Annotated in this window: 18 protein-coding genes; 2 read left to right on the top strand and 16 right to left on the bottom strand. The window is 65.0% G+C overall.

What is annotated here, in order from left to right:
* Positions 1–198: 198 nt before the first annotated feature.
* Positions 199–1,452, bottom strand: a complete 1,254-nt coding sequence (gene murA / locus M1248_RS27985) for a UDP-N-acetylglucosamine 1-carboxyvinyltransferase (RefSeq protein ID WP_163730046.1) — start codon at positions 1,450–1,452, stop codon at positions 199–201.
* Between the two features lie 80 nt (positions 1,453–1,532).
* Between murA and M1248_RS27980 the strand changes: the two genes are divergently transcribed.
* Positions 1,533–2,111, top strand: a complete 579-nt coding sequence (locus M1248_RS27980) for a cob(I)yrinic acid a,c-diamide adenosyltransferase (RefSeq protein ID WP_317150379.1) — start codon at positions 1,533–1,535, stop codon at positions 2,109–2,111.
* Here M1248_RS27980 and M1248_RS27975 read toward each other — a convergent pair.
* The 15 genes from M1248_RS27975 to rpmE form a co-directional block, all read right to left on the bottom strand.
* Entirely contained in the window at positions 2,108–2,554 is a 447-nt protein-coding gene (locus tag M1248_RS27975) for a DUF2550 domain-containing protein (protein ID WP_163730048.1), read from the bottom strand. The genes M1248_RS27980 and M1248_RS27975 overlap by 4 nt on opposite strands.
* A gap of 7 nt (positions 2,555–2,561) precedes the next feature.
* Complete coding sequence (locus tag M1248_RS27970; protein ID WP_014212103.1) at positions 2,562–2,927, bottom strand: F0F1 ATP synthase subunit epsilon; 366 nt, start codon at positions 2,925–2,927, stop codon at positions 2,562–2,564.
* Between the two features lie 3 nt (positions 2,928–2,930).
* Positions 2,931–4,451, bottom strand: coding sequence for a F0F1 ATP synthase subunit beta (gene atpD / locus M1248_RS27965; protein WP_317150378.1), 1,521 nt, complete (start codon positions 4,449–4,451; stop codon positions 2,931–2,933).
* Positions 4,452–4,490: 39 nt separating this feature from the next.
* A complete protein-coding gene (locus M1248_RS27960) occupies positions 4,491–5,420 on the bottom strand; it encodes a F0F1 ATP synthase subunit gamma (RefSeq protein WP_163730050.1) in 930 nt (309 codons plus the stop codon).
* A 37-nt stretch (positions 5,421–5,457) separates the two neighbouring features.
* A complete protein-coding gene (gene atpA, locus M1248_RS27955) occupies positions 5,458–7,101 on the bottom strand; it encodes a F0F1 ATP synthase subunit alpha (protein ID WP_163730051.1) in 1,644 nt (547 codons plus the stop codon).
* Positions 7,102–7,151: 50 nt separating this feature from the next.
* Positions 7,152–8,486 carry a F0F1 ATP synthase subunit B/delta gene (locus tag M1248_RS27950; RefSeq protein ID WP_317150377.1) on the bottom strand — a complete coding sequence of 445 codons (1,335 nt, stop codon included), beginning with the start codon at positions 8,484–8,486 and terminating at the stop codon, positions 7,152–7,154.
* A complete protein-coding gene (locus tag M1248_RS27945) occupies positions 8,487–8,987 on the bottom strand; it encodes a F0F1 ATP synthase subunit B (RefSeq protein ID WP_317150376.1) in 501 nt (166 codons plus the stop codon).
* 9 nt (positions 8,988–8,996) lie between these two features.
* Complete coding sequence (locus tag M1248_RS27940) at positions 8,997–9,251, bottom strand: F0F1 ATP synthase subunit C (RefSeq protein WP_014212097.1); 255 nt, start codon at positions 9,249–9,251, stop codon at positions 8,997–8,999.
* An 86-nt stretch (positions 9,252–9,337) separates the two neighbouring features.
* Complete coding sequence (gene atpB, locus M1248_RS27935) at positions 9,338–10,135, bottom strand: F0F1 ATP synthase subunit A (protein WP_163730054.1); 798 nt, start codon at positions 10,133–10,135, stop codon at positions 9,338–9,340.
* 10 nt (positions 10,136–10,145) lie between these two features.
* Complete coding sequence (locus M1248_RS27930) at positions 10,146–10,592, bottom strand: ATP synthase subunit I (RefSeq protein ID WP_163730055.1); 447 nt, start codon at positions 10,590–10,592, stop codon at positions 10,146–10,148.
* Between the two features lie 235 nt (positions 10,593–10,827).
* A complete protein-coding gene (locus M1248_RS27925; protein WP_163730056.1) occupies positions 10,828–12,030 on the bottom strand; it encodes a glycosyltransferase family 4 protein in 1,203 nt (400 codons plus the stop codon).
* Between the two features lie 21 nt (positions 12,031–12,051).
* Positions 12,052–12,705 carry an L-threonylcarbamoyladenylate synthase gene (locus tag M1248_RS27920; protein ID WP_163730057.1) on the bottom strand — a complete coding sequence of 218 codons (654 nt, stop codon included), beginning with the start codon at positions 12,703–12,705 and terminating at the stop codon, positions 12,052–12,054.
* A gap of 13 nt (positions 12,706–12,718) precedes the next feature.
* Positions 12,719–13,582 (bottom strand): peptide chain release factor N(5)-glutamine methyltransferase, encoded by an 864-nt coding sequence (prmC, locus tag M1248_RS27915; protein WP_317150375.1) that lies wholly within the window; start codon positions 13,580–13,582, stop codon positions 12,719–12,721.
* A complete protein-coding gene (gene prfA, locus M1248_RS27910) occupies positions 13,579–14,652 on the bottom strand; it encodes a peptide chain release factor 1 (protein ID WP_163730059.1) in 1,074 nt (357 codons plus the stop codon). Before prfA ends, prmC begins: the two co-directional genes overlap by 4 nt.
* Before the next feature lie 101 nt (positions 14,653–14,753).
* Positions 14,754–15,032, bottom strand: a complete 279-nt coding sequence (gene rpmE, locus M1248_RS27905) for a 50S ribosomal protein L31 (protein ID WP_163730060.1) — start codon at positions 15,030–15,032, stop codon at positions 14,754–14,756.
* Between the two features lie 212 nt (positions 15,033–15,244).
* Here rpmE and M1248_RS27900 point away from each other — a divergent pair, with 212 nt between their 5' ends.
* Positions 15,245–15,850, top strand: coding sequence for a TetR/AcrR family transcriptional regulator (locus M1248_RS27900; RefSeq protein WP_317150374.1), 606 nt, complete (start codon positions 15,245–15,247; stop codon positions 15,848–15,850).
* Positions 15,851–15,870: the final 20 nt, after the last annotated feature.

Raw genomic sequence — 15,870 nt, 5'->3', positions numbered from 1 at the left:
CAACAACAAACAAAAACCACCAAACACACTATTGAGTTCTCAAACAACACACCCGGTTTTCAGGCAACCCTGCCACTGTACTCCATGTGGTCAGAGAGGTCAAACCCGGTCCGCCGATCCATTTGGACTGGGGCCCTTGGCTTCTGGACAAAATAGTACGCCTTCAACGACCCAGTCCCAAACCCGGGTCTCCGAGCCCTACGCGATGCGCTCGATCTCCGCCCCGAGGCTGGTCAAATTCTCCACGAACAGCGGATAACCGCGGTCGATGTGGAACACGTCGTGGACTTCGGTGTCGCCGTCGGCGACCAGCCCGGCCAGGACCAACCCGGCGCCGGCACGGATGTCCGAGGACCACACCGGAGCACTGGACAACTGCGGAATCCCTCGTATCACTGCATGGTGACCGTCTGTACGGGCGTCGGCGCCCAGCCGGATCATTTCCTCGACAAAGCGGAACCGCGCCTCGAAGACGTTCTCGGTGATCATCGAGGTGCCATCGGCAATGGACGCCAAGCCGATGGCCATCGGCTGCAGGTCCGTCGGGAAGCCCGGGAACGGCAGCGTGGCGACGTTGACCGCCTTCGGCCGCTCGTACTGGACCACCCGGAACCCGTTGTCGTCCTGGGTGACGGTGGCGCCGGCGTCGTGAAGCTTGTGCAGCACCAACTGCAGATGCTGTGGGTCAACACCGGTGACCGAGATGTCCCCGCGGGTCATGGCGGCCGCGATACCCCACGTCGCCGCCACGATGCGGTCACCGATGACCCGGTGCTCGGTCGGATGCAGGCGGTCGACCCCCGTGATCGTCATGGTCGACGTGCCCGCCCCCGATATCTGAGCGCCCATCTGGCTGAGCATCGTGCACAGGTCGACGACGTCGGGCTCACGCGCGGCGTTGTGAATGGTCGTGACACCCTCGGCGACGACCGCCGCCATCAAGATGTTCTCGGTGGCACCCACCGACGGGAACTCCAGCTGAATCTCTGCGCCTCGCAGGTGATCCGCCTCGGCAACAACGCAACCGTGTTCGATATTGCATCGCGCACCCAGCTGACGAAGTCCGGCCTGATGCATGTCCAGCGGCCGCGATCCGATCGCATCACCGCCGGGCAGGGCGACCTTCGCACGTTTGCAGCGCCCCACCAGCGGGCCGAGCACACATACCGATGCACGGAACTGACGGACCGCGGCGAAATCCGCGTCGTACTTGGGTTCATCGGGCGAGGTGATCCGCACGACGTCGCCCTCGAGCTCGACGGTCGCGCCGAGGCCGCGCAGCACCTCGGCCATCAGCGGCACGTCCAGGATGTCGGGACAGTTCGTGATCGTGCTGGTGCCCTCTGCCAGCAGCGATGCCGCCATCAGCTTCAGAACGCTGTTCTTTGCACCCCCGACGGCAACTTCGCCTGCTAACCGGTTTCCACCGGTCACCACGAATCGCTCGCTCACGCCGGTCAGTGTAAACAGCGCCGTGGGCCGTGTCAGTTTCCCGACAGCTTTCCAGCCACCTTCTCCGGTACGGTTTCCACATGGCAGTTCATCTGACCCGTATCTATACGCGGACGGGTGACGACGGAACCACTGGACTCAGCGATTTCAGCAGGGTGTCAAAGAATGACGCCCGGCTCGCGGCCTACGCCGACTGTGACGAAACCAACGCCGCCATCGGCGTGGCGGTTGCTTTGGGAAGCCCGCGTGAGGAGATTCTCAAGGTTCTCAGGCAGATTCAGAACGACCTTTTCGACGCAGGCGCTGACCTGTCCACGCCGGTGGTCGAGAACCCCGAACATCCACCGCTGCGGATCTCCCAGAGCTATATCGACCGGCTCGAGGCGTGGTGCGACGAGTTCAACGCGGACTTACCGGCGTTGAATTCCTTTGTACTGCCTGGCGGTTCACCACTATCTGCGTTGCTGCACGTCGCTCGAACCGTGGCGCGGCGGGCCGAACGGTCGGCATGGTTTGCGGTCGAAACGCACGGGGAATCAATCAGCGTGCTGCCTGCCAAGTACCTCAACCGGCTCTCGGACCTGCTGTTCATTCTTTCCAGGGCAGCCAATCCGAACGGCGACGTACTGTGGCAACCCGGCGGTCCCGCAACAGGTTAGGACGTGCGGCGTCGCGCGCGTGGCGATGGCCTCGACTCAACCCACGACAGGAACGCCGTCAGGGCCCCGCGATCCAACGCCACCTCATAGCCGCGCCGGCGCTCGGGGCTGGTATCCCGAAGCTCGAGGACCACGATTTCGTCAGTCATGATGTCGAACTCGTCGCCTCTGGGCGCACGCCGTGACACTATCTCCAACCCTCGACGGCTCAGCGTGCGATCGGGCCACCATCGCATGCTGGACAGCCGATAGAAACCGGCTTCTCCACCGTGATACCGCATTACGCCATGCCGCCATCCGTGCCCGCCGATCGCGGGAACGTCACGCAAGATTGCGGCCGTACCGCCGACCTGCCGAAGCTTCCACAGCCGGTAGCACATCATCACGACGACCACCAGCAGCACACCAATCAGCGCGACCATGACGAACATGGACACGCTCATCGGCTGGCTAGTCGATCTGGCCTAGAGCGCGTAGACGCGCTCTGCCCCATGCTGCGGTCCGCTCATCGTCGGACTCCGAGTCCTGCTTTGCGCTGTCGCCGTTGATCTCCGACTCGAACTCGGCGTTCTCGACGAGGATCCGAACCGTCTCTTCGGTCACTGAGAGAAACCCACCGTCGACCGCGATCCGCAGATCGTCTTCGCCTTCGCGTTCGACGCGCACCATCGCGTCGTCGACGAGCTGAGCCACCAGCGGAATGTGATGCGGCAGAATGCCGATCTCTCCGGCGGTGGTGCGGGTGAAAACGAAAGTGGCCTCACCCGACCAGAGCTCGCGCTCGACGGCGACGATCTCGACGGTCATTTCGGCCATGAGCTAGTCGTCCTCGCTCTTGGAATCGTCGACCTGCGCGTCCTTCTTCTCGTCCTTCTTGTCGTCCTTCTTCGACGAGCCGCCACTGCTGCCCTTGTCGATCTTGGCGCCGAGGCTTTCCGCCTTCTTCGCCAGATCGTCCAGGCCGCCGATGAGGAAGAACGCCTGCTCCGGCAAGTGGTCGAAGTCGCCCTTTGACAGCTTGTCGAAGGCCTCGACGGTCTCCTTGAGCGGCACCGTCGAACCAGGCTGACCGGTGAACTGCTCGGCAGCCATCATGTTCTGGCTCAGGAAGCGCTCGATACGGCGTGCACGCTGCACCAGCTGCTTGTCCTCTTCGGCGAGTTCATCGATACCGAGGATGGCGATGATGTCCTGAAGATCCTTGTAGCGCTGCAGGATTCGAATGACTTCCTGTGCAACCCGGTAGTGCTCGTCACCCACGACCGCGGGGTCGAGGATCGTCGAGCTGGACGCCAGCGGGTCCACCGCCGGGAAGATGCCCTTCGAGAACACCGCACGCGAGAGCTCCGTGGTGGCATCGAGGTGCGCGAACGTGGTCGCGGGCGCCGGGTCGGTGTAGTCGTCGGCGGGCACGTACACGGCCTGCATCGAGGTGATGGACTTGCCACGGGTCGAGGTGATGCGCTCCTGCAGCTCGCCCATCTCGTCGGCCAGCGTGGGCTGGTAACCCACGGCGGAAGGCATACGGCCGAGCAGCGTGGACACCTCGGAGCCGGCCTGGGTGAACCGGAAGATGTTGTCGATGAACAGAAGCACGTCCTGGCCCTGCTCGTCACGGAAGAACTCCGCCATGGTCAGCGCCGACAACGCGACCCTCATACGGGTGCCGGGCGGCTCGTCCATCTGACCGAACACCAGCGCGGTGTCCTTGAGCACGTCGGCGTCCGCCAACTCGACCCACAGGTCGTTGCCCTCACGGGTGCGCTCACCGACACCGGCGAACACCGAGGTACCACCGAAGTTGCGGGCGATGCGGTTGATCATCTCCTGGATGAGCACCGTCTTACCCACGCCGGCACCACCGAACAGGGCGATCTTGCCGCCACGCACATAGGGGGTCAGCAGGTCGACGACCTTGAGGCCGGTCTCCAGCATCTCGGTGCGAGGCTCGAGGTCGGCGAAGGCCGGCGGCTTGCGGTGGATCGACCAGTGGTCGAAGTCCTTGCCGTAGCCGGGCTCGTCGAGGCAGTCGCCAAGTGCGTTGAACACGTGGCCCTTCACGCCGTCGCCGACGGGCACCGAGATCGACGCGCCGGTGTCGGTCACCTCGACACCACGCACCAGGCCGTCGGTCGGCTGCATCGAGATGGCGCGCACGAGGTTGTCCCCCAGGTGCTGTGCGACCTCCAGCGTCAGCGTCTTCGCCATCTCCTTGTAGGTGATCTCGGCGTGCAACGCATTGAACAACTGGGGCACCGAGCCGCGCGGGAACTCCACGTCGACAACCGGACCCGTGATGCGGACTACTCGGCCTGCGGTCTTTTCTGCGGTAGCAGTCATATCTCTCTTCGCTTCCTGGAAGGGGCTTTGCTCGTCAAGTTATTTCGCGTCGGCCAGCGCGTTGGCGCCGCCGACGATCTCGCTGATTTCCTGGGTGATCTGCGCCTGACGTTCGCGGTTGGCCATCAAGGTCAGATCCTTGATCAGATCGTCGGCGTTATCGGTGGCGGACTTCATCGCGCGGCGTCGGGACGCCGATTCCGAAGCCGCGGCCTCCAACAGTGCGGCGTAGACACGGGTGGCGACATAGCGCGGCAGCAGAGCGTCGAACAACGTCTCGGGGTCCGGCTCGAACGAAAACAGCGTGTGTGGACCGTCTTCCGGCGTCTCGTCCTCGACGTATTCGACGACCATCGGCGCGATGCGTCGCGCTGCCGCACTCTGCGAGAGCATCGACTTGAACTCGGTGAACACGATGTGTAGTTCGTCGACGCCGAGGATGCCGTCCTCGCCGGGATCCTCACCCTCGTCGTCGGCACCGGACATGAACGCCGTCACCAGGGTGTCGGCGATCTCACGCGCTTGCTCGTAGGTGGGCCGCTCGGAGAAGCCGGTCCAGGACTCGGTCACCTCACGCTGGCGGAAGCTGAAGTAGCCCAACGCCTTCCGGCCGACCGTGTAGAGCACCGGCGTCTTGCCCTCTTCGCGCAGCAGCGAGAACAGTTCCTCGGACTGGCGCAGCACGTTGGCGTTGTAGGCACCGCACAGACCGCGGTCCGACGACACCACCAGCACACCGGCTCGCTTCGGGTTCTCCCGCTGGACCAGCAGCGGGTGGTCCAGCGCGCTGGCACTGGCGAGTTCGGTGAGCATGCTGGTGATCTCGGTCGAGAAGGGCCGGGCGGCCTCGACTCGGGCCTGCGCCTTGGCGATCCGCGACGTGGCGATCAGTTCCTGGGCCTTGGTGATCTTCTTGATCGACCCGGCGGAACGGATGCGCCCACGTAGCTCGCGCAGTGTTGCAGCCATCTAGCTTCTCCAGACCCTTTCTCGGCCTTTTCCGTCTCTACTTCTTACCGGCCTTGCGGACCTTGACGGATTCCTTCTCGACGTCTTCTTCGTCCATGGCCTCGGCGTCGGCCTCGTTCACCACGACCGAACTGCCATCGCTGGCTGAGAAGCCCTTCTTGAACTCGTTGATGACGTCCGACAGCTTCTCCTCGTCCTCCTCGGAGAGCTTCTTGGTCTCCCGGATCCCCTTGAGGATGTCGTCGTGGGAGGCCTTGACGTGCTCGAGCACCTCCTGCTCGAAACGCGCAACGTCTTCGATCGGAACCGAATCCAGGTGACCACCGGTGCCGAGGAAGATCGACACCACCTGGTTCTCGACGGGGTAAGGCGTGTACTGCGGCTGTTTGAGCAGCTCCACGAGCCTGGCGCCGCGGTCAAGCTGCGCCTTCGAGGCCGCGTCCAGATCGGAGGCGAAGGCGGCGAATGATTCGAGTTCGCGATACTGCGACAGCTCGAGACGCAGCGAGCCCGCGACCTCTTTCATGGCCTTGATCTGAGCGGCGCCGCCGACTCGGGACACCGAGACACCGACGTTGATGGCCGGACGCACGCCCTGGTTGAACAGGTCGGACTCCAGGAAGCACTGGCCGTCGGTGATCGAGATGACGTTGGTCGGGATGAAGGCCGAGATGTCGTTGGCCTTCGTCTCGATGATCGGAAGTCCGGTCATCGAGCCGCCGCCCAGCTCATCGGACAGCTTCGCGCAACGCTCCAGGAGCCGCGAATGCAGGTAGAACACGTCGCCGGGGAAGGCCTCGCGACCCGGCGGGCGGCGCAGCAGCAGCGAGATCGCGCGGTAGGCGTCGGCCTGCTTGGACAGATCGTCGAACACGATCAGCACGTGCTTGCCGTCGTACATCCAGTGCTGGCCGATGGCCGAACCCGTGTAGGGCGCAAGCCATTTGAAGCCCGCCGCGTCCGAAGCGGGCGCCGCGACGATGGTGGTGTACTCCATCGCGCCACCGTCTTCGAGGGCGCGCTTCACGCTGGCGATCGTGGTGCCCTTCTGGCCGATCGCGACGTAGACGCAGCGCACCTGCTGCGCGGGGTCACCGGTCTCCCATGCCTCACGCTGGTTGAGGATGGTGTCGACGCAGACGGCGGTCTTGCCGGTCTTGCGGTCGCCGATGATCAGCTGACGCTGGCCGCGCCCGATCGGCGTCATGGCGTCGATGGCCTTGATGCCGGTCTGCAGCGGCTCCGAGACGCCCTGGCGCTGAACCACCGACGGCGCCTGCAGCTCGAGCGCGCGACGGGTGTCGGACTCGATGTCGCCCTGTCCGTCGATCGGCTCTCCGAGGGGGTTGATGACGCGCCCGAGGAAGGCGTCACCCACCGGCACCGAGAGAACGTCGCCGGTGCGCTTGACCTGCTGACCCTCTTCGATCTTCTCGAAGTCGCCGAGGATCACGGCACCGACGCTGTGCTCGTCGAGGTTCAGGGCCACCCCGAGCACGCCGCCGGGGAACTCGAGAAGCTCCTGCGTCATGACGGAGGGCAGACCCTCGACGTGGGCGATACCGTCACCTGCATCGATGACGGTGCCGATCTCTTCCCGCTCGGTGTCGGCGGAAAACGAGGATACGTAATCCTCGATGGCGCCTTCGATGTCAGCAGCGGAGATGGTCAACTCTGCCATGGTTTTTCGTCTTCCTGCCTAGCGTTAACGGGTGGTCTGGTGGTGTTCGGTCAATCCGGCAGCTGGTTCTCGGCGGCCGCCAGGCGAGATGCGATCGAGCCGTCGATCACCTCATCGCCGACGGTGATCGAGAGTCCGCCGAGCACATCTGGATCGACGTGTAACTGCACGGCCACGGGGTGCCCGTAGATCCGGGTGAGCACCTCGGTCAGCCGGTTGTGCTGTGCATCGGTGAGTTCGGCCGCCGCTGTCACGTGGGCGACGATCTCGCCTCGCCGCGCAACAGCCAGTTCGGCCAGGTCGATGACGGCCTCGTCGGCGCGTTCGCCGCGCAACAGCGTCACAGTCTGCGCAAGCAGCGCCTTGGCTGTCTCGTTGACGTCGCCGCCTCCGAGCACCTTGTCCAGCAGGGCGACTCGGCCGTCAACGGGCGCCGTGTAGTCACTCAGGACAGCCGTGAGATGCGGCTCGGCGTCGAGTACTCGGCCGAACCGGAAGAGCTGATCCTCCACGGCGTCGACTTCGTCGTTGACCTCTGCGAGTTTCAGCAGCGCCAACCGTGCGATGTGCTCGATACCGCCCAGCAGGTCAGCGTCGGTCGACCACCGCTGCGAAACCGCGGTGCGCAGGAGTTCCAGGGTATGGGTGTCCAGCTTGTCAGAAAGCAGGCTGTCGACGAGACGGACCTTGGCGTCAGGGTTGTCGCTGGGCTCCGCGAGATGCCGGTTCAGAATCGGCTCGGTCAGGAGGAGCGTGACCACCGAAGCCAATTCGTCGGCCAACGTCTTCAGCCCCGGTTCGCGCAACCGGCCCGCCACGTTGTCGAATGCCTCCGACAACGCCGCCATCGCCTGCCGGCTGGCCGAACGCAACCTGGCCGACGCCCCGGTCTCGATCGCCGCGGTGGACGACGACATGCCGTCGAGTTCGTCGAGAAAACGGTCGACGGTCGCGGCCTGGGCGGCCGGATCAGCGACGTGCTCACGCACCAGATCGGCAGCCTTTTGCACCGCGCCCTCGCCGAGGCCGTTGCGAAGCTGTCGGATGACCTGCTGACGTAGCAGCTGAATCTGCTGAGCGCCCTGAACCTTGATCCGCTCGGCGTCGGCGCCCGCCTGCTCCTGCAACTGCGCCGCGAGTCGTTCGGAGTCCTGTCGCGCTTCCTCGGTCACCTTCTCCGACTGAGCCTTGGCATCTTCAAGTGCCCTGGCGTGCATCGCGTCGGCGTCTTCGAGTTTCTTCGCCGCCTCGGCGCTCTCCTCGAGAGCGGCGCGGATCGCGTCCTGCTGCTTGTGCATCATGTCGCGCACGAGCGGGACGACCCACTTCATCAGAATGAAGACGATGACCGCGAAGCCGATCAGCTGGCCGATGAATGTCGACATTTACTGGCTCCCACCTGGTTTCACGTCGACGCCCAGAATCTTGCTGGCAAGCGTGGCCGACAGGCCATCGACCGACGAGTAAAGCTCCGTCTGCGTTGCCGCACCCTGCTGGGACAGCGTCTGCTCGGCGTCTCGCAGGGTGTCCGCGACCTCGCCGCTCGCCTCGGCACGCTTCTCGTCGATGACCTTCCGGCCGGCCGAACGAGCCTCGTCGCGGATGGCCGACGCCTCACTGCGCGCGCCGGCCATCTTTTCGTCGTAGTCGGCCTGTGCGGCCGCGAGCTGCTCAGCCGACTTGCGGTTGTCGGCCGCCGTCTTCGCCAGCATGGCTTCCCGTGCGGCGAGCACCTTGCCGACCGGCGGCACCACCCATTTCCAGATCACCGCGAGCGTGATCAGGAAGATGAGCAGCACGGCAAAGAAGGTTCCGTTGGGGACCAGAAAGTTGCTCTGTCCCCCGCCTTCTTCCGCGGCGAGGATCGTCGTGGTCAGTTCGGTCATGCTGTCGAACTACGACGCACCCGGCGTGGCGAAGACGAACAGCGCCATGAAGGCCAGGTTGATGAAGTAGGCCGCCTCGACCAGACCGACGGTGATGAAGAACGGTGTGAACAGCCGGCCCTGTGCCTCGGGCTGACGGGCGATGCCGGCGATCAACGCGTTACCCGCGATGCCGTCACCGATACCGGCACCGATGGCGCCGCCACCCATGATCAATCCACCGCCGATCAGAGCGCCAGCGGTGATGAGGGCGTTTGGATCCATTTCCTTTATCCTCCTTGATAACTGGCGGCCTCCGCCAGAGTTCGTGGTCGTTGGTGCTACAAGATTCAGTTGTTTCGGACTACCGCTCAGTGATGCTCGTCGTCGAGCTCCATCGATTGGCTGAAGTACAGGATCGTCAGCAGCGAGAAGATGAACGCCTGGATGAGGCCGACGAAGAGGTCGAAGGTCTTCCAGATCGCGTTGGGCGCCCACTGGATGTACCACGGGAACATTGCGATCAGCGCCACCAGGATGCCGCCGGCGAAGATGTTGCCGAAAAGTCGCAGTGCCAACGAGATCGGCTTTGCGAGCTCCTCGACGATGTTGATGGGCGCCAGCAGCGCCACGTGACCCTTGATCACCTTGATCGGGTGACCGAGGGGGCCGCGGCGCCAGAACCCGGCCGCGTGATAGCAGACGAACACGAACAGGGCGAGCGCGAGCACGAAGTTGATGTCTGAGGCGGGCGGCTTGTAGAGCTCGGCCGCAGCGCCGTCGGCTCCGCCGTACTGCAACGGCAGCACCGCCAGCCAGTTGGAGATGAGGATGAAGACGAAGATCGCGATGGACAGCGGCAGGACAAAGGGCGCCACCTTCATGCCGATGGCGCTCTCGATCTGATTGCGCATCTGGATGGTCAGCGCCTCCCAGAACAGCTGCACGCCACCGGGAACGCCGGTCGACGTGACCTTGGCGCGAAGCACGAATGCAAGGGCGATGACAATCAGCGCGGTGATACCGGTCGCCATGATGGTGTCGCCGTTGAACGTCATGCCGAACAGCTCGAACACCATCGTGTGATGGCCGACGTGAATAGCGGCGCCACCGCCGCCCTCCTCGGCCGCGAGAATGATCTCCGACGTCCCTGTCGTAGCCCAGTTCATGAAAGCCTGCTCAACCCTTCGAATCCGTGTCCACGTAATCCAAACCGTCGCTTCGGATCTTCTTCATCACCGGGATGCTGGTGCTCATCACCAGGAGCGCCTGGAAGATCGCAAGTCCGAACACCACCCCGAGCCCGCCGTTGGTTCTGAAGACGAAGGCGATGGTGAGCGCGATCGCGGTGATCACAAGCAACCTCGCCGCCGAGTTCAGCGCCATCTTCTTCTTCAGCGGGTGTTCCTCAGCGGTGATCGACTCGACCGCCCGCTTCACCAGGAGGGCGTTGAGCAAACCGAGACCCAGTCCGACACCGAAGAAAACACCGAAGAACGGATGGCCGGTGAACCAGGCCGCGGCGACGGCGATGGCGGTGAGCGCCACGCAGACGATGAGCAGCCGCAATGGCCGGAATGCAACCGACGGAAACACCAACGGCGCGTCATGCCCTGGCGTCGTCACTGCTTCACCTCAATCCCGCGGTCAGAGGAAGTTGCCGAATGGTTCCTGTGAGTGGCGCCCCGAGCGTATCGGAGTGCATTGGGCTCACTGGAATCACCCTGGGGTCGCTCCCTTTGTCGGTCGTTGTTCCGCGCTAATCGGTGGCTCACCGATGGCCCGGAGGCCGGCAACCCGCGAGGTTTTTTCGGGTTCTGACTGCACCCTAACACATGGTGAGAGCCATAAAAGACGTCTACTACCTTTTGTCGTACATTTCGTCTGGCTGACCGTCTCGGCGGCGCAACAGCGGGATGAGAGTCACCACGATCGCGACCAGAATCGCCGCCAGCATGACGGCGCCGGTGTAACGCGGATCGAAGAAAATCGTGCTCGCGGCGCCGACCGCGATGATGCCCACCCACAAGTAGATCAGCAACACCACCCGCCGGTGCGAATGACCGATGTGAAGCAGCCTGTGGTGCAGGTGCATCTTGTCCGGGCTGAAGGGGCTGCGACCCGCGCGGGTGCGCCGGACGATCGCCAACAGCATGTCCAGTGCGGGCACGAACAGCACGGCGACCACCAACAGGAACGGCGACAGCAAGGCGAACACGTCGCGGGCGCCGTATGCGGTCTGCGATATCGGGCCCGCGGCCGTGGTCGAGGCCGCGGCCAGCATCAGGCCGATCAGCATCGAGCCCGAGTCGCCCATGAAGATCTTGGCGGGATGGAAGTTGTGCGGCAGGAACCCCAGGCATGCTCCGGCGAGCACCACCGAGATCACGGCAGGCGGATAGAACAGGACATCGCCGCCGTGATCGCGCAGCAGCCCGATCGAGAAGATGCAGATGGCCGATGCGGTGATCAGCCCAAGGCCTGCGGCGAGGCCGTCCAGCCCGTCGACGAAGTTCATGGCGTTGACGATCGCGACGGTCAGCGCCAGCGTCAGCAGGATCGACGACACCTGGTCGAGCACGATGGTGCCGACACCGGGGATGTAGAGCACGCTCCACGCGACGCCCATCGTGACAAGCACACTGGCCGCGGTGATCTGGCCGGCGAACTTCGTCAGTGCATCCAATCCCCATCTGTCGTCGATCAGACCGATCGCCATGATGAGCCCGCCCGCGACCACGACCGCGGGCATTCCCGACGAGTACACGAACCCACGGGTGAGCGCCGGAAGCTGCGACGCCAGCAGGACGGCGCAGACCACGCCGACATACATCGCCAGCCCGCCCATCCGCGGCGTCGGCTGCAGATGAACGTCCCGTTCGCGCGGATAGGCCACTGCGCCGAGTCGGCGGGCGATGATGCGCACCCATCCCGTAGCGAAGTAGGTGATGATCGCTGCGGTGAGTCCGACCAGCGCGAGCTCGCGAAGCGGGACGCCTGCACCGCGATCACTGAGCGCCAGCAGACTGTCTGCCGCGTAGACCACCGATGAACCGTATGCCATGTTCTCTCAGGTCGCCCCAGATCAGTCCGTCAACGTCGCCGCGTCAACGCCGAGCACCTTCGCCACCGCATCGACGGTGACCGGCCCCTGGCGTAGCACCCGGGGATGTGCACCGGTCAGGTCCACGATCGTCGACGCCGCCTGCTGCTGCGACGGTCCGGCGTCGAGGTAGACCTCGACGAGGTCGCCGAGTTGGTCGCGCGCGTCTTTCGCGGTGACGGCGGCGGGCCGACCCGAGATGTTCGCGCTCGACACCGCCATCGGCCCGACTTCGCGCAGCAGCTCGATGGCCACGGGGTGCAGCGGCATGCGCACCATGACGGTGCCGTGTGCGTCGCCTAGGTCCCATTGCAGCGACGGCGCCTGCCGCACCACGAGACTGAGGGCACCCGGCCAGAAGGCGCGGATGAGTTCGCGGGCGGTGTTCGGGACGGAGTACACCAGCCCTTCGATCGTGTGCCAGGACCCGACGAGCACCGGAACCGGCATGTCTCGACCGCGACCCTTGGCCGACAGCAGAGCCGAAACGGCCTCGCTGTCGAAGGCGTCGGCGCCGATGCCGTAAACCGTGTCGGTCGGCATCACCACCAGACTGCCGCCCTTGACCGCGCTGACGGCCGAGGCGATACCGATCGCCCGCGTCTGCTCATCGAGGCAGTCGAACATCTCCGTCATGAAGTCCAGTTTCTCACCGGTTCCGGACCGCAGTGACGAAGCGGGGCCGACCCGTCAGGTCGAAGCGACTGGTGATGTCGTCGAATCGCCCTGTCCGGGCGAACGCTTCGACCGTCTGCGCGGCAGTGGTGTCGTCGTGCTCGACGGCGCAGAGCCCGCCGGCGCGCAGCCATCGGCCGGCGAGGTCGGCGATGGCTTCGATGACACCCATCCCGTCCGGCCCGCCGAACAGCGCGTGCGGTGGATCATGTTCGGCGACTTCGGGTTCCAGATTCGCACCGTCGGGAATGTAGGGCGGGTTGGCGACGAGCAGATCCACTGAGTCGTCGAGTTCGGGAAGCAGGCCCGGTTCGGTGACGTCGGAGCGCAGCAGTTCGACGCCGGCGCCTGCGAGATTGCGCGCCGCGTACTCGAGTGCGCTCTGCGAGTCGTCGACGGCGACAATGCGGGCGGCGGGCCAGAACTTCGAAAGGGCCAACGCCAGCGCGCCGCTACCGGTGCACAGATCGACGATCGCCGGGTTCGGCGACAGCTGTTGTGCAACAGACCATTCCAGCATCGCTTCGGTTTCTGGCCGCGGTACGAACACACCGGGACCGACCTGGACGGTGACCGGACCGAACGCTGCGGTTCCGACGATGTGCTGAAGCGGCTTGCGGCTGACGCGCTCGGCGACGAGTCGGTCATAGGTTTCGTAGAAGTCCGATTCGGGGGCGAAGAATGCCAACCGTCCGCGCTCCACACCGGCGGCGAATGCGGCAAGCAGTTCCGCGTCAGCCCGTGGCGATCCGACTCCCGCCCGCGCCAGTGCCGCCTCGGCGGCATCGATCGCCTGGCGGATGTTGGCGCAGGCTGGCACCCGGCCGGGCCGGGTCATGCTTGCTGAAGCCGGGACTGCTTGTCGGCGGTGGCCAGCGCGTCGAACAGGGCATCGAGGTCGCCGTCGAGGACCTGATCGAGGTTGTGCGCCTTGAAGTTGATCCGGTGATCGGCAATCCGGTTCTCGGGGTAGTTGTAGGTGCGGATCCGCTCGCTGCGGTCGACGGTGCGGATCTGGCTGGCCCGGTCCGCCGACGCGTCGGCCTGCGCCTGCTCCTCAGCGAGTGCCTGCAACCGGGCGGCAAGCACCTGCAGCGCGCGTGCCTTGTTCTGCAGCTGGCTGCGCTCGTTCTGGCACGTGACGACGATGCCGGTGGGCAGGTGCGTGATGCGCACGGCCGAGTCGGTCGTATTGACGCCCTGGCCGCCCTTACCCGAGGACCGGTACACGTCGATGCGCAGATCCGATTCGTCGATCTGGACTTCCTCGACCTCTTCGGGTTCGGGGTAGACGAGCACGCCCGCGGCCGACGTGTGCACGCGGCCCTGCGACTCGGTCACCGGCACCCGCTGCACACGGTGCACGCCGCCCTCGAACTTGAGGCGCGACCACACCCCGTCGGCCGTATCGCCCTTGCTCCTGATCGACAGCGTCGCGTCCTTGTAGCCACCCAGGTCGGAGGTGGTCTCGTCGAGCATGGTGACGGACCAGCCGTGCCGCTCAGCGTAGCGGGTGTACATACGCGCCAGGTCGGCGGCGAACAGTGCCGACTCCTCGCCTCCCTCACCGGACTTCACCTCGAGAACGATGTCGTCGGCGTCGTGCGGGTCGCGGGGTGAGAGTTGATCGGTCAGCTGGGTGTCGAGTTGCTCGACGGTGGCCTCCAGTTCGGGCACCTCGGCGGCGAACGACTCGTCGTCGGCGGCCAGTTCCCGTGCAGCGTCGAGATCGCCGCGGGCAGCCTCGAGCTTGCGGTAGGTAGCGACGATCGGCGAAACCTGGGCGAACCGGCGGCCGACCTTCCGCGCGGCAGACGCATCCGCATGCAGGTTGGGATCGGAGAGCTGGCGCTCGAGGTCGGCGTGCTCGGCGAGCAATGCCTCGATCACGGGTGCCGTGTCGGCCATGTCGTCCTCCTTACCTGCAGTGCACTCCCTCGGTTCTTGCGCCAAACGCAAACCGACGCCCGGGCTGCGCTCGTGCGCAGCATCGGGCGTCGGGAAGACAGCTAGTTGTCTGTGCTTGTTTCGGCCGACTTGTCGCCCGCGCCCTTGTTTGATCCCGTCGCTGCGCTCGCCCCGGCTCGCTTGCCGTAGCGCTTCTCGAAGCGGGCCACACGGCCGCCGCTGTCGAGGATCTTCTGCTTGCCGGTGTAGAAGGGGTGGCACTGCGAGCAGACCTCGACGTGGATCTGGCCGCCCTTCTTAGTGCTGCGGGTGGTGAACGTGTTACCGCAGCCGCAGATCACCGTGGTGTCGGCGTAGTCAGGATGAATGCCTGATTTCATGGTTTCCTCTTCAATCGTGGGCCCCGGGTCGCCCCTCCGTTGACCAGGAGGTATCGGCGTGAACCGGAACCGAGGGTGTCGGCGCCATTATGCCAGGTCAACCGCCAACGGCCTAAACGCATGCGACGGGGTCGCTATTCCTCGGCCCGCTCTGGCGTGACCTCTGCGGCTGAACAGATCTGAGAGTCTGTCTACCGTGCCACAATGCCCAGGTGACAACCGGCACTGCGACCAAGAACGTTCGCGACCGACTGACCGACGCGGCGGAGATCTGCATGCGTGCGAAAGGGATCCGCGCGACCACGGTGTCCGAGGTGGCCGAGGTCGCCGGCGTATCCCGCGGCTGGTTGTACCGCCACTTCCCGGACAAGGTCACGCTGCTCGGCGCGGCGATCGTGCGGTTGAACGAAGCGTATTGGTCTGACGCGCACGCGATGCTGGAGCAGGTCGAGGGTCTGGACCGCCAGATGGCGCTGGGCATCAGGCACGCCCGCACCGCGTACGACGATCCGGGTGCGCTGCTGATGAAGCTGCGTATGGAGGAGCCCGAGGAATTCGCCGCTTGCGCGGGGGCAGGTGTCCAGGGACTGGTGCCCGACCTGGCGGATTTCTGGTCGCGCTACCTCGTCGCCGCCCGTGATCGTGGCGAGATCCATCCCGACATCGACATTGCCGAAGCATCGGAATGGGTGGCGCGCGTGATGATTTCGCTCGCGACCGTGCCGGGCGACACCTTCGATCCGGAGAACGCCGACGCGGTACTCATCCACGTGCGCCGCTACGTGATGCCCGGCCTGAAAGCCGACCCCGCCGTGTGATTTCGGCGCGCATACGTACC

This window comes from Mycobacterium sp. 29Ha, from assembly GCF_032883055.1.
In the GTDB taxonomy this organism is placed as follows: Bacteria; Actinomycetota; Actinomycetes; order Mycobacteriales; family Mycobacteriaceae; genus Mycobacterium; species Mycobacterium gallinarum.
Note: the sequence above shows the minus strand (reverse complement) of the source record. Positions and strands in the feature narration are given on the sequence as shown.